This is a genomic window from Meiothermus sp. CFH 77666 (assembly GCF_017497985.1).
Taxonomy (GTDB): Bacteria; Deinococcota; Deinococci; order Deinococcales; family Thermaceae; genus Meiothermus.
The window spans coordinates 1-24116 of sequence record NZ_JAGDFV010000037.1; the positions used below are offsets into that span (position 1 = coordinate 1).

The following is a 24116-nucleotide window of genomic DNA, read 5'->3' on the forward strand; positions in this document are numbered from 1 at the left end:
GCCATCACCGTACTGAACTTGGCTTTACCGCTTGGTGGGCTTACCTCATCATCGCCCTGAACCTCATCGCTGCTTCCCCAGACCTGTGTATAGCTGACATCGTTTTGTGACTAGCACCAGTGATTATCTACTGATGAACTGGAAGAGCTGTACCAAAGCAATGCAGACATTAGCCCAGAGGACGAGGCCGACCTTCGTGCGGGGCTGCCATCAATGGAGAAGCTTCCAGAGCCAAGTAAGGTAGAGAAGTGGCAGCAACTCCTTCAGCAGCAGGTTGAGCCCGGTAGCGAAAGACCCGAACTGTGGAAGCATGAACCGAGTTTGGAGCAGCTTGAAGCACTCCAAAAACGCTTGAACCAGGTGCTTCATCCAGTTAAGCAAGTTGAACAATGGCATATATCAGTCATTGCAGCAGGTTTTGAGCCGCAACTAAAGCAAATCTGGGTGGATTTTATCAAACTTATCGAGTCTACCCGGAAGCTCGCGCTCGAAGCTCAAAATATGCTCATTCAGTTTGAACCCAAACTTTCAGACGGCATTCCAGTTACTGAGCAGGCTCAGCAAGCCGGCGAAATTGCAAACTTTCTGAAGAGGGGTGGGAAACTTAATTTGCTTACCCTGCTAAAGAATTCCAAATGGAAAGCCTTTATCGAAAAAGCCCAAGTGGCATCCGTTAAACCAAGCACTTATGAGCATTTCCGAGCCCTTGAATTTGAGGCAAGCCTTAGAGTAGAACGTCAACGCCTCTTGAAGCGTTGGGAGGCGCTAATTGGTGCTGTAAGTGAGGTAAAGCTCGGTTCCTCCAATCCCGAAATGCAGGCCGCACAATATATCCCTATCCTGAAAAGTAAGCTGGAATGGCACTCTCAGTTTTTTTTGCCCTTCCGGATGCAATTGCTGGAGGCAGGATTCGATATGGATGCATTGCAGCACAGCCTACCTCCCAACCCCCAACCTAATGGAGAACTATTGAACCTGGTTGCTGCACTGGATGAGCTAGCCTCCATCCTTGAATCCAAGCGTGTTAGAGTAGCCCAGCAACTTGGCAACTTGGAGATTGCAAACGCTATTTCCTATCTCGGTTTGCACAAAAACGCAAACAGCGCCGACTTGGTCGAGGCCCTTAAAAAAGGATCTCCCGCAGCGTATGAACAGGCATACAGGAGGCTATTTTATCTCCACCAACTTATCCCTCGGTGGGAACGCCGTATGCAACTGTTGGGGCGGCTGAGGGAAACTGCACCAGGCTGGGCTAGAGCAATTGAAAAGCGCGAGGGCATACACGGGGATTCGAGAGTTCCGAATGAACCCCAGAAAGCCTGGCTACACCGCGTGCTTTCGCAGGAGCTGGATGAACGCACCAAAACTTCTATCAACGCTTTGCAGCATGAAGTGGCAAAACTCGAGCGCGACTTGTATCAGGTGACGGCTGAGCTGATTGACCGCAAAGCCTGGAGTGCTCAAATCAAAAAAACCACATATCAACAACGCCTTGCCCTAACTGGATGGATGAGCACTATCAAGAAAATCGGCAAGGGGAAGGGCAAGCGAGCACCCACACTAAAACGAGAGGCGGCCAAGCTACTCGCACAATGTCGTTCGGCTGTGCCGGTGTGGATTATGCCGCTGGGTCGCGTAGTGGAGCAGTTTAGACCAGAAGACGACCCTTTTGACGTTGTAATCATAGACGAGGCTAGCCAAGCGGATCTTTTTGCCCTCTTTTTATTTACCATGGCTCGAAAGATTGTAGTTGTGGGGGACGACAAGCAGGTAAGCCCCGTAGCGATAGGTGAGGAGATTGAAAAGGTATCTCCGCTACAACAAGCCCATCTTGATGGCATTCCAAATAAGCACCTATTTGACGGCAAATACTCCGTATACGAAGTTGCACGATCAGCATTCGGTGGACAGGTGATGCTACGGGAACACTTCCGCTCGGTTCCGGAAATAATACAGTTCAGTAACACACTTTGCTACGACGGAAGGATTAGGCCCTTGCGCGAATCAGGTCACTCCACACTGAAGCCTGCTGTTCGTGCAGTACGTGTGAAAGGCTTTGCCGAACCAAGAAACACGAAGATCAACCTGGGTGAGGCAGAAGAGATTGTTCGGTTAGTCAAGAGCTGTGTGGGCAATCCACTATACGCAGGCAAGACCTTCGGGGTTATTTCGATGGTGGGAGAGGAGCAGGCTCTAAAAATTGAGCAAATGTTGCGCGATGCCCTTTCTCCTGCTGAGTTAGAAGGGCGCAGGCTAATATGTGGTAACCCTGCGCAGTTCCAGGGAGATGAGCGCGATGTAGTCTTTATTTCCATGGTAGATGTGCCCCAGGGAGGCCCACTCTCCATGCGGGAAACTGAACTTTGGCAGCAGCGCTTCAATGTGGCTGCAAGTCGGGCCAAGGATCAAATGTGGGTGGTGTACTCGCTGGATCCAGCGGTAGATTTGAAACCTGGTGACCTGCGACGTCGCTTGATTGAGCACGCCTTGCAGCCAGAAAATTCAATTCACCAAATGAAGATAGAGGGCGCCAAGGCTGAGTCGCCCTTCGAGCGCGAGGTGCTTGAGTACCTAACTCGTGTTGGATTCAAGGTTATCGCGCAGTACCCGGTTGGGAGTTACCGGATTGATTTGGTGGTGGAAGGGCCTGACCAGCGGGTCGCAATCGAATGTGATGGTGACCGTTTCCATCCGCCGGAGAAATGGCCCGAAGACCTCGAGCGTCAGAGAATTCTTGAACGCCTGGGCTGGCGGTTTATTCGCATCAGAGGAAGCAGTTTTTATCGGGATCGAGATGGGGCAATGATGATGGTGATTGAAGAACTTGGGAAGCTTGGTATTGAGCGATCTAATAACGCCCGTCTAAGCCAAAGAAACATAGCGCACGATGTTCAATCGCAAACAGAAATTGCTGATGAGCAAGTACAAGTAGAAAACCCCGAGCCTGAAAAGAACTTGAGCAATGGCTGGATTTCAACCTCATCTAATGAGTCATTTGAGATAAGTGTCTCGGAGCTTGGGAATCCTGATCCAATGGGAGCCAGAGAAGATGCCAGTGAAAATCTGGGTGCAATCATACAAATTCCTGGCACTGTCAAACAAGAAGATCAAAACAACCAAATAACACCTGAAGACCAAGCTAAGATTGACTGGGTACTCTCCACACATCCAGATATGTGGTTTGAACTGGCACATTGGGCCAAGATGCGTGAACATTTTGCAGGTTGGGAGCGGAAGCTGATTTTTGACATTGGAAAATATGTGAAATTTGGCCGTGTTTCGTATAAACAAGCTCGCCAAGCCTTGCGCTTGTATGAAGAGGCCCGAAAGCTGGGCTTTAGTCCCTCGAGAGAAAACTGAAGACGGCAGAGAGCTCTGCCGTCTTTGAATAGTAAGGTACTGTCTCAATGGAACTGTGCTTCCTCGGTGGAGCCCACCAGGGCAGCCGTGGAGGCCTGTCCGGCGGTGATGGCCATCAGCACCTCGTCGAAGTAGCCCGCGCCCACCTCGCGCTGGTGCTTGACCGCGGTGAAGCCGTCCTTTTCGGCGGCGAACTCGAGCTGCTGCAACTCCACAAAGGCGCTCATGCCACGCTCCTTGTAGCCCTTGGCCAGCTCGAAGGTGCGGTAGTTGAGGTTGTGCCAGCCCGCCAGGGTGATGAACTGGAACTTGTAGCCCATGGCCCCCAGCTCCCGCTGGAACTTGGCGATGGTCTCGTCGTCGAGGTTTTTCTTCCAGTTGAAGCTGGGCGAGCAGTTGTAGGCCAGCATCTTGCCGGGGAACTCGCGGTGGATGGCCTCGGCAAACTTGCGGGCTACCTCCAGGTCGGGGGTGCTGGTCTCCATCCAGAGCAGGTCGGCATAGGGGGCGTAGGCCAGGCTGCGGGTGATGCAGGCCTCGAGGCCGTTGCGAATCCGATAAAAGCCCTCAGGTGTGCGCTCCCCTTCCTTCACAAAGGGCTTGTCGCGCTCGTCAATGTCGCTGGTGAGCAGGGTGGCGGCCTCGGCGTCGGTGCGGCAGATGATCACGCTGGGCACGCCCATCACGTCGGCAGCCAGCCGGGCGGCGTTGAGGGTGCGGATGTGCTGCGAGGTGGGAATGAGCACCTTGCCTCCCAGGTGGCCGCACTTCTTCTCGCTACTGAGCTGGTCTTCCCAGTGCACCCCGGCGGCCCCGGCCTCGATCATGCCCTTCATCAGCTCGAAGGCATTCAGGGGGCCGCCAAACCCGGCCTCGGCGTCGGCCACGATGGGGGCGTACCAGTAGCGATCGGTTTTGCCTTCGCTGCGCTCGATCTGGTCGGCCCGCATGAGGGCGTTGTTGATGCGTTTGACCACTGCCGGAACCGAGTTGGCGGGGTAAAGGGACTGGTCGGGGTAGGTCTGGGCGCCCAGGTTGGCGTCGGCGGCCACCTGCCAGCCCGAAAGGTAGATGGCCTCGAGGCCCGCCTTCACCATCTGCACGGCCTGAGCGCCGGTGTAGGCCCCAAAGGTGTTCACGTAGGGGCGGGTGTGCAAAAGCTCCCACAGCCGCTCGGCCCCCACTTTGGCCAGGGTCTGCTCGGGCAGAATGCTGGGGCGCAAGCGCACCACATCTTCGGCGGTGTAGTCGCGCTGGATGCCTTTCCAGCGGGGGTTGGTTTCCCACTCACGTCTGAGTTTCTCGGCTTCCAGTTTCATTTCGGGGGTCAGTTTGGACATGGCAATTCCTCCTTTTTTGAGTATGGTCTGAACAACAGAGTTCCGATGGGTGTATATCTTGGTAAGCGACACTTACAAAAACGTGTACTATTTATCTGAGTACACTCGATAACTATTACACCAATGTGTAGGTAGCCAGTTTGAAAGATTGGCGCAACCGGCCAGAGGACAAACCCTTGGCTCGTTGAGATTGACGTTGAACGGCGCTTTAGCTCTCAACCTCTGTAGCGTCGTTTGGGAGCTTGATGGATTCTGGTGCATAGCCAGGGGCGATAGTCAAACGCAAAACGCCCAACGCAGATCCACGCGAATGCTCCGGCCCTTCCCGCGACTTGCGACCTGGGGCAATGTATGGCATCTTGCCCACTTTGGGCATTTCGAAATAGATCCGATCTATCCGGCCATCCAAACCCATCCGCACTTCTCTTAAGCACGGCTAAAGGCACCGGCAAGAACATGAGCCGCATCTGAAGGGCTACCGGGGTAATTTTCCTGGGGGAAGAAAGGGGAACCCTATGAAACGCAACTTCTGGCTGGCGCTGGTCATGGCGGCTTTGTTGGCAGGCTGTGGGGATTCGAATGTGGTTGAGAACCCTCCACCAGGAGGCAACCCTCCGGGAGGGGGTAGTGCAACGGCCTCTCCAGCCGAGAGCGCCGGGGCCAGCAAAAGCTTTGATGAAAGCGCCAGCAAGGTGATGCAAAGCCTTCCAGGGGAGCTGGCAGGCTACCTGCACAACCTGAATGCGCCGGTCAATATTGACCTGGGCCGCTTGCTGGGGTTGCCGGGGTCGGGGGCGGCCAGTGCGGCCCTGGCCGACGCCCCAGGAGGTGGGGTTTCGGTACAGGCCACCGAGACCCGCCTGACCCGAGGCAGTTGGGACTGCACCGGTGGCAACAACAGTTGTGTGCGTACCGACAGCGACGACTATCTGGTGCGCTGGCGTACCGCTCAGGGTCAGACCGCCGAGCTGCTGCTCGACTGGAACGGCTCCACCGGCGGAACGCCTTCGCCCACGGTGATGGGCCACTACAGCGCCAGCAACGAAGCCCTCTTCGAGGCCCCTACCAAGTTAATCGGGTACATCAAGGTGAACAACGTGGTGGTGGCCAGCCTGAACCGCAGCACGGTCTTTCCCGATAGCCGCTGTGTAACGGGGCGCAAGGTGCTGGACATGCCCGATCAGATGAAGGTGGCGGCCTTTCTGGACAAGGCCGGGGTTGGGCGGCTGATTGAAGTGAAGAACCTCGAGTGGAACATTGGCAGCACCCTCACCACCAAGGGCGATATCGTGGCCAGGGGCGGTGGCGAGACCGTGAATCTGACCTGGGATGTGACCACCGGGGGTACCGTAGTCCGTGCCCGCTGTGGCAACTTTGCCAGCATCCTGGCCACCAACATGCGGGCGCTGGCTTCGCTCGGCAACCTCAAGAAAACCTTTGCCCTGAGCTTCGAGGCCACCGAGTTCCGCCGCGACCCCCTCCACATCGCCTTCAGCAAGGGTTCGGTGCAGTTTGATGGCAAGACCGCCGAGTTCCGGGGCGTGCTGGACGATACCAACCGCAACTGCATTCTGGGCGAGAATCTGACCCTGAGCTTTGCGGGCGGGCAGAGCAACCTCGAGCAGTACCTGATAGAACACCACGCGGCCAAGCCCTGTACACGCTGAAAGACAGATGGCCGATAGTTGAGGGCTAAATCTACCCGGGCCCCTGACCCTGCTGCTCGGGGTACTGCCCGTTCTGCGGGTACTGGTTCTCTGATATGGCCCTGTTATGATGGGGCTGATTTTGGAGGAACCATGAAGCGACTCGTTGCCTTGCTTACCTTGGTGGTTGGTTTCGCTTTTGCCCAGGCCCCGGCCTACCCCGAAAACACCGTGGGGGTGGGGTTTGGGGTTGGGCGGGGGTTGATGGTGCAGGGGAGCCTGGGCCTGCCCTTTAGCCCACTGGGCATTGATACCGGACTGGACCTCGAGGTCATCGTCCCCACCAGCTTCGACAATGTGGAGGTCTGGGCCTTTTTCAAGGCCAACCTGCTACCGGCCCTGACGGTGGCCGACCTCTCGCTCTCGGCGGGCCTGGGGGTAGACTTGAGCTTCAACACGGCGGGCAGTCTGTTTGGCTTCCACTTAGGGCCGGTGGCCAGCCTCGAGATTCCCGGCGGGGCCATTTCGGGCTATGTGGGGCTGGGCATCGAGGGGGGCTTCAACCTGGCCTATGGCCTGGGCGGGCGGCTTTACCTGGATCCGGTGGCCCTCGAGGTGGGCATCTCCGACCGCTATCCCTTCAAAATTGCGGTGCTGTACCTTTGGTAAGAAATTGCTGATAGCCCATAGCTGATAGCTAATTTTTGCCACGTACTAGACTCCCGGCGCTTGACCTTTTTGGCCTCGGATACAGGTAAAAATCCGGTAGCTGCGCCACAATACATTCATGGGTGGGATCTGGGCTCTGGCGGTGATGCTGGGCATGGCGTATGGGCACCCGGTCTGGGTGCTCACGCCGCAGGGGCGCTTGCAGGGGGGGCTCAACCAGAACGCCCAGGTGGCCTACTTTCTGGGCATCCCTTACGCGAAGGCCGAGCGCTGGAAAGCCCCGGTGCCGGTGCTGCGGCTCGAGGGGGTCTTCAAAGCCACCGAGCCTGGCCCGGCGTGTCCGCAGCGGGGGGTTTTTACCACCCGGCTGGGCGGCTATATTCCCCCCCAGAGCGAAGACTGCTTGAACCTGGGGGTCTGGATGCCCCTGGCGCCGCCCCCACCGGAGGGCTATCCGGTGATGGTCTGGGTGCATGGGGGAAGCTACACCGGCGGAAGCTGGGCCGAGCCCCTCTACGACGGCACCGCGCTGGCCGCGCAGGGGGCGGTGGTGGTGGGGTTCAACTACCGGCTGGGCTCGCTGGGCTGGCTGGCTTTGCCTGCGCTGCAAGCCGAAGACCCCCGCGGCTCCACCGGCAACTACGGGCTTCAGGACATGCTCGAGGCCCTGCGCTGGGTGCAGCGAAATATCAGCGCCTTTGGCGGCAATCCGGACAACGTGACCCTGTTTGGACACTCGGCGGGGGGGATGGCGGTCTGTACGCTGATGGCGACCCCCAGCGCCAAAGGGCTATTCCACAAGGCCATCATCCAGTCAGGCGGGTGTGAGTATGTGCGAACCCTCGAGCAGGGTCTGGCCTGGGGTGTGCGCTGGGCGGCCCAGATGGGCTGCGGGGCAGGCGATCTGGCCTGTCTGCGCCGGGTTCCGCTCGAGCGCCTCTTTCCCCCCGAAGACCGCAGTATTGGGGCGCTCTTGCAGCGGGTCGAGGCCGGAGAGTTCGCCGAGGTGCCCTGGAAGCCGCACCTGGACGGGGTCTGGCTGAGCCAGCTGCCCCTGCAAGCCTTGCGCATGGGCCTGGCAGAGGGGATTCCCCTGATTGTGGGGGCCACCGCGCAGGAGACCTGGGGTGAGCGCCTGACAGGCCCCTCCGACTGGGCCGGGTTTGCCGAGCGGGTCGAGGCCAGGCTCCCCGGCCTGGGGCAGCGGGCACGGCAGCTTTACCAGGCCCGCTACGCCGCCCCCGCCGAAGCCTGGGCCTACTTCCAGACCGACCGAATCCTGCTCTGCCCCACGCTGGCCGCCGGGGCCGCCCAGGCCCGCCACGCCCCCACCTACAGTTATTTGGTGACCTGGGCTTCACCGGTACTGGATTTTTTGGGCAGCTTTCACGGCATCGAACTGCCCCTGCTCTTTGGCACCGAGAGCACCTGGCCCTCGAGGGTTTTGTTCCTGACCGCAGAGGCCCTGGACAGTTCCCGGCCCCTGGCCCAAGCCATCCAGTCCCAGTGGCTCCACTTTGCCCGCACCGGCGAGCCTTATTTGCAGGGCTGGCCCGAGACAAAGAGCGGTTATGCGATGGGCTTTGATGCCCGGCCCGACCTGATCCCCGACCCCTACCCAGGGCGCTGTGGGTTGTTCCGCTAGGCCAGGGCGAATAGCATAAAGACATGCCGGTTCTGAAGGTCTCCGCTGCCGACCAGTACCTCATCGCCACCGGCGACACCCGGCTGCTCGAGGTCTGGGAGGCTCTTCCCAAAGGGCTTTTCCCGCCGTTCCCACCGGTGGAGCTACCGGGGGGGCTGGATGGCCTGCTCAAGCGGGGCGGCTTTGCCCAGACTTTTTTTATGGGGAGCGAGGTGCTGGGGCTCAGGTTCAGGTCGCCCAGGGGCCATACCGTTCAGGCCGGGGGCCTTACCGTCAAAAACGTCCAGGGCTACGACCTGGTGCGGCCCTTTGTGGGAAGCTTTGGGGCGCTGGGCGAGGTGCTGGAGGCTACGCTCCGTTTGCGCCCTGGCCGGGCCTCGGTGTTTTTGCGCCGCAAGGCCGAACTGGCCGAACCCCCCCTCAAGCCGCGCTTCTTATGGCAGGAGCTGGCCCATACCCATGCCTTTCATTTTGGGCACCCGCTCGAGGTCGAGCGCTTCGCGCAAACCTTTGGCGGCGAGGAAGTCCGGGGTACCCTGGACTACACCCCGCTATTCCCCAACGGGATGGGCGTGGGCCCCGGCCACCTGATCGACCTGCGCTTTAGCTGGGCCGACGGAGGCGCCAGGCCCCCCATGCCCGAAGCCTACAAGCGCCTGGTAGAAGCCGTTTGAGCAGAAGAGCGCACAAGCGTAGGGGGAGAAGTTGGGGGGCTATAGGCGATAAGCTATAGATTATCGGCGAACAACCTATGAAACCCAAATTTACCGTTCCCGACCATCTGAAACCCTACCAGCGCAGGGTGACGGCCAATGGGGTTGGTTTGCACCTCTACGACTCGGGGGCGGCCCCGTCCCAGGGCCCCCCCTTCCTGCTCATTCACGGCCTGGGCGACGAGGCCGATAGCTGGCAAAAGGTCTTTCCGCTCCTTGCGGGGCGGGGGCGGGTGGTGGCCCTCGACCTGCCGGGCTTTGGCCGTTCCGACCATCCCAAACGGGCCTATACGCTCAACTTTTTTGCCGATACGGTGGCGGCGCTTCTGGAGCAACTGAAAATCCCGCAGGCGGTGCTGGTGGGGAACTCGATGGGGGCTGCGGTGGCCCTGCGGGTGGCTACACGTCGCGCCGACCTGGCGGCCCGGCTGGTGCTGGTGGATGGCCCTCCCGTGCGCAGCAAACTGGGTAAGGTTCAGATGATGTTTTTGATTCCGGGCCAGGGTGAAAAAATCTACAACAGCTTCCGGAGCTCACAGGACGCGGCCTACGAAAGCCTGCGGCCCTACTATGGCAATCTGGACGCCCTGCCCCCCGAGGACCGCCAGTTTTTGCGGGAACGGGTCTGGGATCGGGTCTGGAGCGATGACCAGCGGCGGGCCTATTTCTCGACCTTCCGCTGGATGGCCCTGGAGGGGTTGCTGGGCCGCCCCAGCCCGGCCAGGCTGGGCCAGCTCACGACCCCAACCCTGATTGTGTGGGGTGAGCAGGATTTTGTAATTCCTGTCGAGGCAGGCCGAACCCTGGCAGGCTGGATTCCGGGCGCCAAACTGCACATCATTCCGGGTTGCGGGCACCTGCCGCAACAGGAAAAACCGCTGGAGCTCGTGCGCTTGATTTTGCAGTAGAGCTACATCTGAGCCCGGCAGTCGGGGCAGATGCCGTGGTACTCGACCTGTACGTCTTCAATCTGGTAGGCGGGATACCGGGCTTTGACCTCGCTCAGAAGGTCGGGCAGGGGCTGCACGATGTCGAAGAAGCGGTTGCACTTGCGGCAGACCATGTGCAGGTGCCCGTCCAGGTTGGCTTCGTAGCGCAGGGCCTCCCCAGGGCGGGAGAGCGGCACCAGGTAGCCTTCCTCGGTGAGGGCCTCGAGGGTGCGGTAGACGGTGCCCAGGCTGATGCTGGGCACGGTTTTGCGAACTTCACTGTAGACCCAAGCGGCGTCGGGGTGGTGGCCCTTGGCCTGACGAACCACCTCGAGGACGGCCTTGCGCTGCTTGGTTAGACGTTTGATTCCCATGGTTGTTCCTAAATTATAGCCAGCCAGAAAGGACAAAGGCCACAATCCTGACTGCTATTCTCAAGTTTACCGCAAAACTACCGCCCAAAAGTGGGATGGTGGGGAATGCACTGGAACTACCGGCTCTGCACCGCGCCCAGCAACTCCCGTCCGCCCTCGGCCAGCAAGTCCTGGGCCAGGTCGTGCCCGAGCTCGGCGGCTTCCTCGGCATCGCCCTCGATCTCGGCGCGGATCAGCTCGCGGCCATCGGGCGAGGCCACCACCCCTTGCAAAACCAAAGTATCGTCGCCTTCCAGGGTAGCCAGTGCACCTGCCGCACACTGATCGCCGGCGCCCAGGGCCCGCAGGAAAGCCCGCTCGGCGGTTACCCGCACAAACGAGGCGCGGTGGTTGAGGCTGTAGGCCAGCTCCTCGGCCCAGTCGTCCCCCAGGCGCACCTCGAGGCCCAAAGCTCCCTGGCCCGGTGCGGGCAGCACAATCTCGGGGTCTATCAACTGGTCTATGCGGTTTCGCAAATCCAGGCGGAGCAAACTGGCCGCGCCGATAATCATGGCGTCGTACTCGCCGGTTCCCAGGGCAGTCAGGCGGTCGTCCACGTCGCCCTCGAGGTCGCGGATGTCGAGGTCGGAACGGTACGCCAGTAGCTGGGCCTTGCGCCGCAGGCTGTTGACCCCCACCACCGCCCCCCTGGGCAGCTCTTCCAGGCGCTTGGCGCTGCGCCCCACCAGGGCCTCGCGGGGCTCTACCCGCTTGGGCACCGCAATCAGGCGAATGCCCGGCATTTCCTGGGTGGGTAAGTGTTTGAGCGAATACACGGCAATATCCACTTCGCGTTTACTCAGGGCTTGTCGCAGGGCTTCGGCAGCGCCGCCCTCGGAGGTGTTTTTGGACTGCACGGTGCGTATTTTGAACTCGGTTTCGGGCCAGTTTTCCTTCAGGCGTTCCACCACCCAGCGGGTCTGGGCTTGTGCCAGCAAACTAGCCCTGGCCCCAATTACGATGACGCGCATAACGCCCAATATATTAGCGGGAAATGGCCGAATGTGAAACGCAAAGCGCCGTGTCCAGGCGTTCGGTTAAGGGCCGGTTTTATAAGTCCCGGTAGGGAAGGGGGATTTGCTCGGCCTCGAGTTCAAAATCCTCGTCCACACGCCGGGCCTTCCCCTCTTTTGCCAGCGCATGCAGAGTCTGGCTCACGTACTGCTGCACCCGCCGCAGCGGTAGGGTATCGGGGTTCAGTTCCGGGCGGTGCAGGCGCAGGAAAGCCCGGTGAAAGGCGGGCAGTTCCTGCAGAGCTAGCCGGGCCTCGAGTTCCGACCAACGCAAAGGCGCGTCCATGCTTCTTACAGCTTATCGTGCCCGCACATCGTCTTTGCTTGAACACCTACTACGCACTTGGAGGTAGGAGCTAGGGAGTAGGGTTTAGACGTTGAAAACCACCGCCTACCTCCCACCACCCACCCCCATCTCGGGCGTTGCTGAAAGTGGGCCACTCGCCTAATGTTGGTGTCACACCTTTGGATTTTAGCCATCTGCCCTATCTGGCCTTGCCAAAGGCATACACGAGCTCATCGCCTTTTCGCACCACAAACAGAATGGCTGCCTTGCCTGCACTGTCCTTCAGGTCGTAGCGGGTGCGAATTTCGCCCGCGACCTGGGTTTCCTGCTGGTTCTCCACAAAATAACCCGCCACCGCGAAGCCGGTCAGAATCTGCTGCACAAAGCCTGCGTGCAGCCGGGCCGCCAGGCCGCTGGCCGCGTAAACCTCGAGGTTGAACCGGCTGGCATCAGGAATCCGGGCCACAATGGCCTCGCTGCCCCGCCCGGCCCGAAAGGAACCGGAAGGAAACCGCACATTAGCATCGAGAGTGGAGGCAATAGCCGCGACGGTTGTCACTTCCACCAGGGTTTGGGCCAGGGCGGGGGCCCCCAGGAGAAGCAACCAGGAAAGGAGAAGCGCTTTCATACGACGAGGGTAGCGCCTTGCTGGCGGGAAGCCGGGTCATTTGACGTATGCCAGCGATGCTCTATTTTTGTGAGGCCCACTGGCCAGCATCGCGTCTACCAAACTACCGCGGTGTCTTTGGGCGGCAGGGCCGGCAGCCCCAGCGCCTTCCAGCGCTCGTTCACCCGCCGCACGATTTCGGGCGACATCACAATTTTGGGCGGCCAGCGGCGGGCGAAGCCCTCCTCGGCCAGCTTGCGGGTGCCGTCCAGCACCAGCACCGGGCCCTCCACCCCCGGCATCACCCAGGCGTCGCGCTCGGGGTCTATGTTGTTGAGCACCGCCCACATCACCTCGTCGAAGTCCAGCCGGGTATCGCTATCGGTGAGGAGCATCAGGCGGATACCCGCGCTTTGCGGGGCCGCCAGCAGGCGCTCGGCGATTTCTCTGGCCTGGTGGGGGCGGGTTTTCTCCAGCGTAACCATCCAGATGCCGGGCAGTTGCTTCTGCCGCACCCCCGGAATGCCCGGCAGGCTGGGGTGGGCCCTGGGGGTGAAGGGGAGAGCGCCACCTTCCTCTTCTAGCTTGGCGGTGCCGTCGATGATCAGCTTGCCGCCGTAGCCCATGGCCCGTGAGGAGTGATCCAGCACGTCAATGGGGCCCCTCGAGACCAGGGTGTCGCGCCCTGGCACGGCGTGTTGCAGGGCGTGTTGCAGGGCCTCGGGGCCTTTGAGCGGGGCGCCGGCGTCCGTGACCACCATCACCTTGGCAAACATCATCTGACCCAGGCCCAGGAGGCCGTTGGCCACCTTGTAGCCCTGGCCGGGGTAGCGTTTTTCGATGCTCACGTTCACCCAGTTGTGGGCCACCCCAGCAGGCGGCATGTGGTAGTCGGTTATCTCCGGCAGGATGAGCTGGGCGGCGGGCAAAAAGAGCCGCTCGGAGGCCTCGATCAGGTAAGCGTCCTCCATGGGGGGGCGGCCCACGATGGTCGCGGGGTAGATGGCTTGCTTGCGGTGGGTGATGGCGGTGACGTGGAAGCGGGGGTACAGCTCTTCCAGGGTGTAAAAGCCGGTGTGGTCGCCGAAGGGCCCCTCGAGCACCAGGTCTTCGGCGGGGTCTACGTAGCCCTCGAGCACAAACTCGGCCTCGGCAGGCACCGGCAGGTCTACCGTGATGCCACGGGTGAGCTCCACCGGCCGCCCGCGCAAGAACCCGGCCAGGTTGAACTCGTTGACGCCCGGAATGGGCGGCACCGGGGCCGTAGCGGCGTAGGTCAGGATGGGGTCGCCCCCCAGAGCCACGGCGACCTCGAGGCGCTTTCCCAGCTTTTTGGCCTTGTCGTAGTGGCGCCGCCCCACCTTGTGCAGCTGCCAGTGCATGGCGGTGCTTTGTTTGTCCAGCACCTGCATGCGGTACATGCCCAGGTTCAACTCGCCTGTTTCGGGGTCTTTGGTAATCACCAGTGGCAGGGTGATGTAGGGGCCGCCATCCAGGGGCCAGCACTTGAGGATGGGGATTTTGAAAAGGTCTAGCTGCTCGCCCCGGAGCACCACCTCCTGCACCGGGCCGCCGCGCACTTTTTTGGGGAAAAAGCCCTTCAGCTCGCGCAGCTTGGGCAGCAGGGCGAAGGCTGCCTTGAGGCCGCCCTTGCCAGGGTTCAGGTTCATCAAACTAGCCACCCGCTCGGCCAGGTCGTCCAGGCGCTTCACCCCCAGGGCCCGCGCGGTGCGCTCTGCCGTGCCAAAGCCCCCGATAAAGACCGGAAAATCGCGGTTCTGTACGTTTTCAAAGAGCAATGCCGGGCCGCCCGACTTGACCATGCGGTCGGCGATTTCGGTGATTTCCAGCTCGCAGGAAACGGGTTCCCGGATGCGGAGGAGTTCGCCCTGGCGCTGTAGGTCTTGGATGAATGCCTGGAGGTTCTTGTACATCCACTCTAGCTTAGGCCCTTCGGCCAGCCCCGAGTGTGGGTTCGGGCAAAGGTTCGGGCCAGGGGGCCTCGACGCGAAGGCTGCGCGGCTTGGGGCCTGGACGCACCGGTACGGTCAGGGCCTCGGCCTCAAAGACGAAAGGCTGCTCGTAGTAGATGAGCCCCTCGGTGGTACGCAGGTAGGGTGCGATGGTTTCATTCCAACCAAAACGCGAGGCCAGCTCTATGCCCTTGAGCTGCACAGAAAGCGTCTGCCCCGGCCACAAGAGGCCAGGAAGGGCCAGCACCAAAGCCTTGCGGTCGCGCAGACGCATGAACCCTACCTCGGCCAGCCTTAGGGGGCGGGCGTCCTGCAGTTGCAGGAAGATTTCCAGGGTGGTCTGTACATTTAGCGGAGTGGGTGGTGTCAGAACCGGGCGCAAAAGGTTGGGATGGCTCAGGTAAAGCCAGAAGCGGTAAACATGAAGGTGCTCGGGGGCCGGTGGCCGGGGAGGCAACAAACCCCACCGCAGCGAGCGCAGCTTTTGGATCAACCAGCCTAGCACGATGCGTTCAGTATAGGTCAAGTCAGGCCGGAACGGCTTAATCCAAGCGCAGGTGCTCGAGCCAGAACTGCCGGGGGGTGCCGTAGATCAAGACTGCTTCCAGCCGTACCGGCACATCGTCACGGCCCAGCAGATACAGCACCGACTGGTACATACGGCGGTACTTGGTGGGGGTGAGGGCCTCGAGGGGCGTTCCGAAGGCACTGTCGCGGCGCTGCTTGACCTCGACGGCCACGTAGGTGGGGCCATCCTGCATCCAGAGGTCAATCTCGCCGAAGGGGGTGCGCCTGTTCTGCCCCAGCAGGATGTATCCCTTGGCCAGCAGATGTTTGCAGGCCAGCGCTTCGGCCCAGGCCCCTTTCATAGCGGGCTTTCCAGTACCTGTTCGCCATTCACCAGCACCCGCAGCACCGCCGTTCCGCGCACCACAATCTCCTGGCTGAAGCTCCAGGGCTGCTGCACCGGCCCTTCAAACACCGTATTGACCAGTACCTCGTCCTGCACGGTAATCACCACCACCGCATTGGGGATGTTCTCCGGCAGGGTGTAGCTCACATTGACCCGGCGTTCTTGCGGCCCGGTGGGGGTGGGGGTTGGGGTGGGCTGGTTGGCGTTGGGGTTGGTGGGTTCGGGGGTAGGGGTGGGTGTGGGAATAGGAGCGGGTTCGGGAATGGGTGCAGGCTGCGGCTCTACAGGCGGGGGGGGTGGGGGGGCGGCCAGGCGGGGCGGCTCAAAGGGGGAGGCTTTGGGCAGGGTGGCGACGGGCTGGGCGGCCACCAGCACCCGTACCACGGTTTCGCGGGGTAGCACCACGCCGGGGCCGGGCTCCTGGCCAATCACCAGCCCTTCGGGGGCGCCCGAGGCCACCCGCACCACCTGGGCCTGGAGTTCGGCCACCGTCAGGATGTAGCGGGCCTCCTCGTCGGTCAGGCCGGTCAGGTCGGGTAGCAGGGTCTCGCGCACCGGGGAGCGGGTTCCGGTCGAGACCAGCAAACGCACCCCCTCGCCGGGGCGCAGGGGCTGGCCCTCGCGGGGAATGCTGGAGAGCACCGTGTCGGCGGTGTCGCCGGAGGCGACGCGGGTGATGCCCGCAACCCGGTAGCCGGAGGCCTCGAGGGCCTGACGGGCATCGTCGAGGGAGCGCCCGCTCACGGTGGGGACGCTGCCAAAGCGGGGTTTGTTGATGACCAGCTCGAGCCTGCGCCCCGGCTTTACGCGGGTGCCGGGGTCGGGGGTCTGTTCCAGAATCTGATCCTTGGGCAGCGAAACATCGCTCCCCTCGGCAAACTCCACCTTGAGGCCGTAGGTGCGCACGGCCTCGAGGGCCTGCCGGGGGGTTTTGCCCACCAGGTCGGGCAGCACGTACTCGGGCGGGTTCAGATAACGGGTAGCGGCCTGCCAGAGGGCCACACTGCCCAGGGCCAGCATCAAGAGCCCCGGCAGCCAGCCGGGCCAGTTCCAGCGATAGGCGCGCTGTGGCGGACGGGGTTTGGCTTCCTTGGGGGTACGGGGGGTGGGGCTGGGTTTGGGGGGCATCTCGGCCTTGGTGGGGGGTTCCTGGGGTGCAGGGGGTGAGGAGGGGAGGGGTTTGGTAGGGAGCGCCGGAAGCGCGGGGTTCAGGTCGGGGCGGCTCGAACCCCTGGGGGCCGGGGTAATCTGGGGGCGTAGCTTCCCCACCAGGGGCCGCCCGCTTTCCTCGGTGGCCTCGAGGTCGCTTTCCTGGTAGCCAAACGGCTCCAGGACTTCCAGCAAGGGCTTGAGCCGCCGGGGCTTGAGCGCGGCCCTGGGTTGTTCGGGCCAGAAAACGTAGTAGCGCCCCGGATTGGCCGAAACCAGCACCCCCTGGGGCAAAAAGCCCTGGGCCTCGAGGCGGCGGATGGCGTTTTTGTAGCGGTGGAAGGCGGTGCGGGCCTCGGGGCTATGCACTTCAAACCAATACAACTGTCCCCTCAGGCCCTCCGGGGTTTGAACCTGATAGGGGCGCAAAAAGCCCTGCGCGGGCTCTTCGCTCAGAATGGTGAACTTATCGTCCAGTAGCGACACCACAAGCGATTATACAGACCGCAGAAAGGGCTTTGTAAGTGGAAATAGAGAACTTTTGAAGGCTTGCTTTGTGCCTTTTTGCTGTAGCTACCTGGCTTCAGGTTTCGATACCCCTCAAACCAGCACAGTTGCGGGTAACCTCCAAACCGACCTTTACTGTGCTGCACCTGAATAAAGCTTTCTGATCTGTGATAAAGCCTTCCTGGAAGGGTTCGGCTTTGACTTCACACTCAGGCCGACAATTTCGCAGTATGATTTGCAATTTGACATGCCATTGCTATCATAAAGCCGAGCATGACTTCTCATTTTAGTCGGGTAGCTTTTACCTACGACCGTACGCGGTATCATCCGCCCGAGGTTTCCGGGCGTATCGCTACGGCGCTCACGGCTCCCGTAGAGAAGTTATTCCGCGATCCGTTGTTTCTGGAAATTGGGGCCGGTACGGGCCGTATTTCGGTGCCTATCATTGCCCGGGGGTATCGTTACATTGCCCTTGATGACAACCCGGCCATGCTCGAGGTCTTGCGGCAAAAAGTGGCCGGCGTGGCCCGCAAGGCCCGCTTAGTCGAGGCCGACGCCCGCGAGCTGCCCTTCGAAAGGGCCAGCCTGCATGCGGTGATTGCAGTGCATTTCTGGCACCTACTCGACAACTGGCAGCAAGCCCTGCAGGAGTGCCTGCGGGTGCTGCGTCCGGGCGGCTTTTTGTTTGAGGGCTGGGATCAATCCGACGACGAAAGCGAAGACTGGCGCATCCAGCAGAAGTGGAAGGAAATTTTGGCGGCTCACGGTTACACCCTGGCGCGAGGCCGTCACCAGGCCCGCCTGGCCGAGGTGGAAGCTGAGCTGATTCGGCGTGGCCTCGAGCCCAAAGCCAAAACCGTCGCCGACTGGGTTGAGCTGCGCAGCCCCCGCACCAGCCTGGAAATGCTTCTGGAGCGCATTTACTCCTTTACCTGGGAGGTGCCCGAGGAAGTTTTCAGGCCCTCAGTGGCCGAGCTAAGCCAGTGGGTGGCGGCAACCTACCCCGACCCCGATGTGGAGTACCCCATTCACTGGAAGTTTGTAGTGCGCAGCACGCGGCTGCCCTAGCTTGTCCGCACGGGTCTGGCTCGGCCCGGGCTACTTTTGCAGCGCATAACCAAAGCGCTCCAGGCGCTGCCGAATTTCGGCGTCCATGGGGGGGCGGGCCCCGAACCGCCCGATCACCCAGCCTGCTACCTGCACGGCCAACTGGCCCGCAGCCAGGGCATCCTGGGAGCGCAGGTAATGCCCCAGAAAAGCCCCCCCGAACGAATCGCCCGCGCCGGTGGCGTCTACCGGCTGGTCGCGGGTGGCCTCGAGCTCGATTAACCGGCCCCGGTCGAGAATCAGGGCGCCGTCGGCGGCCAGCTTGAGCAGGATCATGGCCTCGGGGTAGAGCTTTTGCAGGATCTCGAGTACATCCTTTGGCTCCCTGGCACCGGTCAGGGCCTGCCCTTCGTCGAGGTTGGGAAACACAAAATCCAGCGAGAGGTCGCGAGTCATGCGGCGGAACTCCTCCCGCCCGATTTCTCGGATCATCTGAAAGGAGGCAGGGTCAAACGAGATGGTGAGGCCGGCCTCACGGGCGACCTGTACGGCTTTGAGGGCAGCTTGCCGGGGGGGGTCGGTGAAAAGCGACCAGGCGGTCACGTGAAGGTGCCCCGCCTGCTGGATGACCTCTAGCGGCACCTCCTCCGGGCGCAGATCGAAGTCGGCCCCCTGCGAGGTGAGCATGGAGCGCTGCCCCGCCGCATCAATCAAGACCAGAATGACCCCGGTGGGGGTGCTGCCGTTCCAGATGATGTGCGGCTCCACGCCTTCAGCCGCCAGCTCCTGCACAGCAAACTCACCGAAGCGGTCGCGCCCCACTTCCCCGATGAACCCCGCCGGATAGCCCACCCGCGCCGCCCACACCGCCACATTGGCTGCGCTGCCGCCGCCCATGAGCAACACCCGTCCGGTGGTATCGCCCCCGGGCAGGAGCAGGGTATTGGGTTTGGCCAGTACATCCCAGGTGAGGTCGCCAAGGGCAACGAGCGGTTTGAGGTCTGCCATGGGGCCGATTGTACTCCGGCAAGGCATCTTTCGACCTGCCCCCGGTGGTTTGGGGTTGACATCTGTATGTCTCCAAGACAAAATGGAGGTTGCGCGTAAGGGAATTTACCACGAAACGCGATAACAAAGGCAAAACATGGGCCGTTAGCTCAGTCCGGTAGAGCGTTCGTCTCCAAAACGAAAAGTCGGAGGTTCGAATCCTTCACGGCCCGCCAGAAAAACCCTGAACTTACGAACTCGTGCCGACTTATATCGTTGGTCACGGGTGATAAACATCAGCTTGCCTGGACGTTTGATTTGCGAAAAATCTGGGAAGCCTTGTTGGGGCAGTTCTCCCGTGCGCTGGGTCAAACCGCAAACCGCCCAGGACAGCCTGCATTTTCGGAGCTGGCGGGACTGGCAAAACCAATCGTGGCCGGTATTTGTGGCAGTGATGACAGGAATCCTCGTCTGGTTAAAGGTTAAGGCAGCCTTTGAGCTGCCATGCTAAGATGCCCCAACGCTCCAAGAGGGAGGTAAGCCTGTGGCAAGAGGCATTTGGCTTGTTTGTTGTTTGCTGCTGTTGTGTAGCGGTTGTGTCCCCTTGACACACTTAAGAGGGCCGCAAGTGGCGCAAGGCCGGGAGATAGTGTTGGGAGGCACCGTGCTGTTTGTGTCCAATGCCTCGGGCCCGGGTATTTTGCCCTACGGGGCTGTGGCCTTCGGGGATGGTCAGGTCGAGGTGAATGTTTCGACCCAGTTTGGGTTGCGAGCCGGGCTCAAAGCAGCCCTCGAGACCGGCGCGGCGCTCGATTTCGGACTGTCTTTCCCGCTGCTGCCTACGGATTTGGGTTTTCCTCTAGGGATAGACGCGGGCTTCATATGGGGTATGGATGATTTTTACATCGCACCCAGGCTTGTGTGGCTGGGTTTCCAAAGCAACACCACACTATTTCCCTCCAGCAGTGGCTTTGGTTATCAAGCACATCTGGGCTACGGGGGCGACCTGTTTATAGGCGAACTGGGTCTAATGGGCAGTTTTGCCACCGGCGAGCTTCTCTTCATTATTTCGGGGGGCGTGCGTTTCTGAAACGCCTGCGCAGGCCGGCCAGGCGCTCGCGCACCCGCTCTTCCCAGCCTTCCCCGGTGGCCTCAAAGAGGGTCAGGTTTTCCAGGCCCTCTGGCAGGTACTGCTGGGCAAAGCTGCCCTCGGGGTCGTCGTGGTAGTAGGCGTAACCCCGGCCATAGCCGAGCCGCTGCATCAGGGCAGTGGGGGCGTTGCGGAGGGGGAGCGGGATGGGCGCGTCGGGGTGTGCGCGGGCGGCGCTCTGGGCGTTTTTCCAGGCTACGTAGCTGCTGTTGGACTTGGGGGCCAGGGCCAGGTAGATGACCAGCTCGGCCAGGGCCAGCTCGCCTTCGGGGCTACCCAGAAAGTCGTAGGCGTCCTTGGCGGCCATGGCCAGGCGCAGGGCATTGGGGTCGGCCAGGCCCACATCCTCCACGGCCATGCGGGCCAGGCGGCGGGCCAGGTACAGCGGATCGGCCCCGCCTTCGATCATGCGGGCAAAGTAGTACAGGGCTGCGTCCACATGGTTGCCGCGCACGCTCTTGTGCAGCGCCGAGATCAGGTCGTAGAAATACTCGCCCCCTTTGTCGAAGTTGAGCGTGCCGCTGCCCAGGGCTTCCCTGGCGGTGGCTTCGCTGATCTGGCCTTCGCCCAGGCTGGCGGCCAGCTCGAGGGCCGACAAAGCCCGGCGGGCGTCGCCCATGGCGGCCTGGGCGATGAGCTCGAGGGCCCTGGGCTCGGCCTGGGCTTGCAGCCCTTGGGGGTGGGCCAGGGCCCGTTCCAGGAGCCGCCGGGTAGCGTCCTCGTCGAGCGGGTTGAGCACATAGACCCTTGCGCGGGAGCGCAGGGCCGGGTTGACCTCGAAGGAGGGGTTTTCGGTGGTGGCCCCCATCAGGGTCAGGAGGCCCGATTCCACATGGGGCAAGAGCGCGTCCTGCTGCGACTTGTTGAAGCGGTGAATCTCGTCCAGAAAGAGCACCAGACTGCCCTTTTCCTGCGCCCGGGCTACCACTTCCTTGATGTCCTTGACCCCGGCATTCACCGCCGAAAGGGCCACCATCCCCTGCCCGACGCCCTGGGCCATCAGGCGGGCCAGGGTGGTTTTGCCGCTTCCCGGCGGCCCCCACAAAATGAAGGAGGAAAGCCGACGGGTCTCCTGCATCCGTCGCAGGGGCTTTCCCGGCCCCGTCAGGTGTTCCTGCCCCACCACTTCGTCCAGGGTCTTGGGGCGTACCCGCTCGGCCAGAGGGACTATGTTCACAACGTAATTGTACCAGAGGCGTGGCGCAGTTGATGGCGCCCCTCATTCCAAGGTACTGCGGTGCGTCAGACGATTCTCTAGCGTGTAGGGTCTTGGCGCGAAACAGGCTGCAATGATTGCTTTTGCTTTGGGCTATGGAAGATGGACTATCGGCTATTGACCATCAGCCATCATCATGGTCATTCTTGGCAGGGCAATGCAAACTTCAATCTTATGCTATGGCCTATGTGGCTATCGCTATTGCCCTGGGGGTTTGTCCTGTTGGGCCTGTTGCCCTTGTGGCTATTTCCCCGGCAGGAGAGCATTTATCCCGGTGTGGTGTTTTTGTTGGCAGCCCTGATTCTGGCCGCAGCCGCCAGCCTGTACGCCAGGGTGCCGCTGGGCCCGCAGGTGCGCTTTTTCTGGGTGCTGGGCCTGGGGGTGATGAGCAGCGTGGTGGCGGTGACTGCCAGCCGCGACCTGGCCGAGGTGCCCGCCGATGTGGCGGTGATGGCAGCGGTGGCGAGTTTGCTGGGGGGGCTGGTGTTTTTGGTGGGGCTCTATTTCCTGCTTCGGCGCGAGGCGCCCAGCCTGCCCGCTCCCGCGCAGATGGGCCTGCGTACCCAGGAGGGCATTCTGCCTTATGGGGCCCTGCAAGCCCTGGCTCCGAGCCTCGAGACCCTCTCGGCGGTGCGGCCCGTCACGCTCTTGCTGTTGCATACCCGCTCCGACCAGCCGGGGGCCGAACTGCTGCAATATCTGCGCCAACCCGATATGGTCTTTCAGCTCAAACCGGGCCAGTTTCTGATTGCCCTGCAAGGCAGCAACCTCGAGGGCGCCCAGATCGTGTTCCGCCGCATCAGGCAGAACCTGGCCATCCGGGCCTATGGCGTACTGCCCTTGCAGGGCATGAGCATCCAGCAGGCCCTGGTGCAGCTTCAGGGGGAGCTCGAGCACTACTATCTGACACAGCATTGAGCAGGCCGAAAGCGGAAGGCTAAAAGCCGAAAGCCGTAAGCTCAAAGCTGAGGCCAGATACGTTCATTTGCCTTCAGCTTTCAGCCTTTGGCCTTCGGCTTATCTCACTCTAGACCGCTATCAGCCCCACCCGTTCCTCGAAGGCCCGCTCGAGGCCGCTCTTGTTTAGCACCTCTCCCAGCGCTTTGAAGAAAACCCGGTAGTGCTCAGGTCTTGCACTCTCGCCCATCAGGCCCAGCCGCAGTACCTTGCCGGCAGTGGGGCCAATGCCCCCGGCCACGGAGATCCCTCTGGCATAGAGAGCTTTGCGGATCTCCGCCTCGTGCAGCCCCTGGGGAGGGCGTACTACCAGCACGGTGGGCAACCGGGCACCTTCGGCAGCGTAGGCGCTGAAGCCCAGCTCTTCCAGGAGCGAGAGTACCGCAGTGTACAGGGTTCCGGCGCGTTGCTGGCGCTTTTCTAGGCCCTCTTCCAGGGCCAGCTTGAGGGCTTCTTCCAGGGCGTAGTGCAGCAGCACTGGCGAGGTGCAGAAGTAGCCTTCCTGCTCCCAGTACACCGCGACCCTCGAGAGATCCGAATACCAGCCCCGCACCTGCCCCAGGCACTCGCGGCCCCGCAGCGAAAGGGCAAAGGGGGCCAGCCCGGGCGGGGCCGAGAGGCATTTCTGGCTGCCCGTGAAGGCGTAGTCTATGCCCAGTTTTTGCATGGAGAGCGGCATCATGCCCGCGGTGGTAACGGCGTCTACCATGAAGAGCGCTCCGTGGGCCTGTACCAGGGCGGCAATTTCCTCTACCGGGTTGAGTACGCCGGTGCTGGTTTCGCCGTGTACAAGGGCTACTAGCTTGTAGGGGCGGTGGTTCAGCTCATCGGCGACGGCCTGGGGGTCAATGGGGTGGCCTGGCTCGGAGCGCAGCACCTTGTAGTTGAACCGGTAGGCGTGGGCAATCTCCACCATGCGCTCGCCAAAAGTACCGCTCACCAGCAGCAAAACCGCATCCCCTTCGTCGGCCAGGTTGGTGAGGCCCGCTTCCATCCCCAGGCTGCCCGACCCCGGCATGGCGGCTAGCAAAGCGCCCTCGCCCGGATCGAACAGAACATTCAGGTATTCCCGAATACGGCGGTTGGTGGCCAGCACCTCAGGGTCGAGATGTCCGCGCATCTCCTTGGTCAGGGCGGTCTGTACCCTGGGGTGAATGGGGGTGGGGCCGGGCGTCAAAAGAACCATGCATATCCTCCAAACAAAAAGATTCCCCGCCGGGCACACCCTCACGGCCTCTTCCGAAGAAGAGCACCGTTACAGGATAGCTCGTGCGGAGAATCGCATCTAGGCTGAATATACAGGGGTCTATGCGGTTTGTCAAAATAGGCCTGGGTCTGGAGATGAGGGTCGAGGCCGCATGTGGGGAGTTGGCGGCTGGTTGAGATACAGACGAACCTTAGCATGCCCAAGCGGTTTTGCTGTCCGGGGGTTTTTGTAGCTATCAGAAAAACACGGGTTCCCGTGTGTTGGTAGTCATTTGAGATTATCACCGGTGGCTGGATGGAAAGACCTGATGGCGAAGGATGTCAGAGATAGACCAAATGCGGTCAGTGAGATGGGCAGCCATGGCCGGGGAACGGGGTTGGTAGCGTTTA

At 61.4% G+C, this 24116-nt stretch carries 21 protein-coding genes and 1 tRNA gene; 10 read left to right on the forward strand and 12 right to left on the reverse strand.

The genetic code is table 11. The features are described 5' to 3' along the window. Nucleotides 1-213: 213 nt before the first annotated feature. Nucleotides 214-3360, forward strand: coding sequence for an AAA domain-containing protein (locus J3L12_RS14725; protein WP_208015813.1), 3147 nt, complete (start codon nt 214-216; stop codon nt 3358-3360). A gap of 44 nt (nt 3361-3404) precedes the next feature. Here J3L12_RS14725 and aceA read toward each other — a convergent pair whose 3' ends face one another. Next, nucleotides 3405-4700 carry an isocitrate lyase gene (aceA, locus tag J3L12_RS14730; protein ID WP_208015814.1) on the reverse strand — a complete coding sequence of 432 codons (1296 nt, stop codon included), beginning with the start codon at nt 4698-4700 and terminating at the stop codon, nt 3405-3407. Between the two features lie 515 nt (nt 4701-5215). Here aceA and J3L12_RS14735 point away from each other — a divergent pair. The 5 genes from J3L12_RS14735 (at nt 5216) to J3L12_RS14755 (ending at nt 10281) form a co-directional block, all read left to right on the forward strand. Beyond that, a complete protein-coding gene (locus J3L12_RS14735; protein WP_208015815.1) occupies nt 5216-6367 on the forward strand; it encodes a hypothetical protein in 1152 nt (383 codons plus the stop codon). 132 nt (nt 6368-6499) lie between these two features. Then, entirely contained in the window at nt 6500-7015 is a 516-nt protein-coding gene (locus tag J3L12_RS14740) for a bioflim formation protein (protein ID WP_208015816.1), read from the forward strand. 118 nt (nt 7016-7133) lie between these two features. Next, entirely contained in the window at nt 7134-8660 is a 1527-nt protein-coding gene (locus J3L12_RS14745; protein WP_208015817.1) for a carboxylesterase family protein, read from the forward strand. Between the two features lie 23 nt (nt 8661-8683). After that, on the forward strand, nt 8684-9334 hold the full coding sequence (locus tag J3L12_RS14750; protein WP_208015818.1) for a DUF5639 domain-containing protein: 651 nt from the start codon (nt 8684-8686) through the stop codon (nt 9332-9334). 77 nt (nt 9335-9411) lie between these two features. Continuing rightward, nucleotides 9412-10281, forward strand: a complete 870-nt coding sequence (locus J3L12_RS14755; protein ID WP_208015819.1) for an alpha/beta hydrolase — start codon at nt 9412-9414, stop codon at nt 10279-10281. Between the two features lie 2 nt (nt 10282-10283). On the opposite strand, the gene J3L12_RS14760 is transcribed toward J3L12_RS14755, so the two are convergent. The 8 genes from J3L12_RS14760 to J3L12_RS14795 form a co-directional block, all read right to left on the reverse strand. Then, entirely contained in the window at nt 10284-10676 is a 393-nt protein-coding gene (locus J3L12_RS14760) for a transcriptional repressor (RefSeq protein ID WP_208015820.1), read from the reverse strand. 116 nt (nt 10677-10792) lie between these two features. Beyond that, on the reverse strand, nt 10793-11686 hold the full coding sequence (gene hemC, locus J3L12_RS14765) for a hydroxymethylbilane synthase (RefSeq protein WP_208015821.1): 894 nt from the start codon (nt 11684-11686) through the stop codon (nt 10793-10795). 79 nt (nt 11687-11765) lie between these two features. Then, nucleotides 11766-12014 carry a hypothetical protein gene (locus tag J3L12_RS14770; protein ID WP_208015822.1) on the reverse strand — a complete coding sequence of 83 codons (249 nt, stop codon included), beginning with the start codon at nt 12012-12014 and terminating at the stop codon, nt 11766-11768. Between the two features lie 199 nt (nt 12015-12213). Further along, the gene (locus J3L12_RS14775; protein WP_208015823.1) at nt 12214-12642 is read right to left on the reverse strand and encodes a hypothetical protein; all 429 of its coding nucleotides are present in this window, start codon (nt 12640-12642) and stop codon (nt 12214-12216) included. Between the two features lie 95 nt (nt 12643-12737). Continuing rightward, nucleotides 12738-14555 (reverse strand): menaquinone biosynthesis decarboxylase, encoded by a 1818-nt coding sequence (locus tag J3L12_RS14780; RefSeq protein ID WP_208015824.1) that lies wholly within the window; start codon nt 14553-14555, stop codon nt 12738-12740. Between the two features lie 10 nt (nt 14556-14565). Beyond that, nucleotides 14566-15099 carry a hypothetical protein gene (locus J3L12_RS14785; RefSeq protein WP_243455285.1) on the reverse strand — a complete coding sequence of 178 codons (534 nt, stop codon included), beginning with the start codon at nt 15097-15099 and terminating at the stop codon, nt 14566-14568. 37 nt (nt 15100-15136) lie between these two features. Continuing rightward, nucleotides 15137-15463 (reverse strand): YraN family protein, encoded by a 327-nt coding sequence (locus J3L12_RS14790; RefSeq protein WP_208015825.1) that lies wholly within the window; start codon nt 15461-15463, stop codon nt 15137-15139. Further along, on the reverse strand, nt 15460-17142 hold the full coding sequence (locus J3L12_RS14795) for a PASTA domain-containing protein (RefSeq protein WP_347708916.1): 1683 nt from the start codon (nt 17140-17142) through the stop codon (nt 15460-15462). Before J3L12_RS14795 ends, J3L12_RS14790 begins: the two co-directional genes overlap by 4 nt. A gap of 294 nt (nt 17143-17436) precedes the next feature. Here J3L12_RS14795 and J3L12_RS14800 point away from each other — a divergent pair, with 294 nt between their 5' ends. Next, nucleotides 17437-18231, forward strand: a complete 795-nt coding sequence (locus J3L12_RS14800) for a class I SAM-dependent methyltransferase (protein WP_208015827.1) — start codon at nt 17437-17439, stop codon at nt 18229-18231. A gap of 30 nt (nt 18232-18261) precedes the next feature. On the opposite strand, the gene J3L12_RS14805 is transcribed toward J3L12_RS14800, so the two are convergent. Then, a complete protein-coding gene (locus tag J3L12_RS14805) occupies nt 18262-19218 on the reverse strand; it encodes a sugar kinase (protein WP_208015828.1) in 957 nt (318 codons plus the stop codon). 138 nt (nt 19219-19356) lie between these two features. Here J3L12_RS14805 and J3L12_RS14810 point away from each other — a divergent pair. Together J3L12_RS14810 and J3L12_RS14815 are read left to right on the forward strand one after the other, a co-directional pair. Further along, nucleotides 19357-19433 (forward strand) — tRNA-Trp (locus J3L12_RS14810). Between the two features lie 392 nt (nt 19434-19825). Beyond that, a complete protein-coding gene (locus J3L12_RS14815) occupies nt 19826-20287 on the forward strand; it encodes a hypothetical protein (protein WP_208015829.1) in 462 nt (153 codons plus the stop codon). Here the strand turns inward: J3L12_RS14815 and J3L12_RS14820 are convergent. After that, complete coding sequence (locus tag J3L12_RS14820; protein WP_208015833.1) at nt 20262-21518, reverse strand: replication-associated recombination protein A; 1257 nt, start codon at nt 21516-21518, stop codon at nt 20262-20264. The genes J3L12_RS14815 and J3L12_RS14820 overlap by 26 nt on opposite strands. 231 nt (nt 21519-21749) lie before the next feature. On the opposite strand from J3L12_RS14820, the gene J3L12_RS14825 reads away from it, so the two are divergent. After that, on the forward strand, nt 21750-22481 hold the full coding sequence (locus J3L12_RS14825) for a diguanylate cyclase (protein ID WP_243455286.1): 732 nt from the start codon (nt 21750-21752) through the stop codon (nt 22479-22481). 109 nt (nt 22482-22590) lie between these two features. Here the strand turns inward: J3L12_RS14825 and J3L12_RS14830 are convergent, their stop codons facing one another. After that, nucleotides 22591-23706 (reverse strand): aminotransferase class V-fold PLP-dependent enzyme, encoded by a 1116-nt coding sequence (locus tag J3L12_RS14830; protein ID WP_208015831.1) that lies wholly within the window; start codon nt 23704-23706, stop codon nt 22591-22593. Nucleotides 23707-24116: the final 410 nt, after the last annotated feature.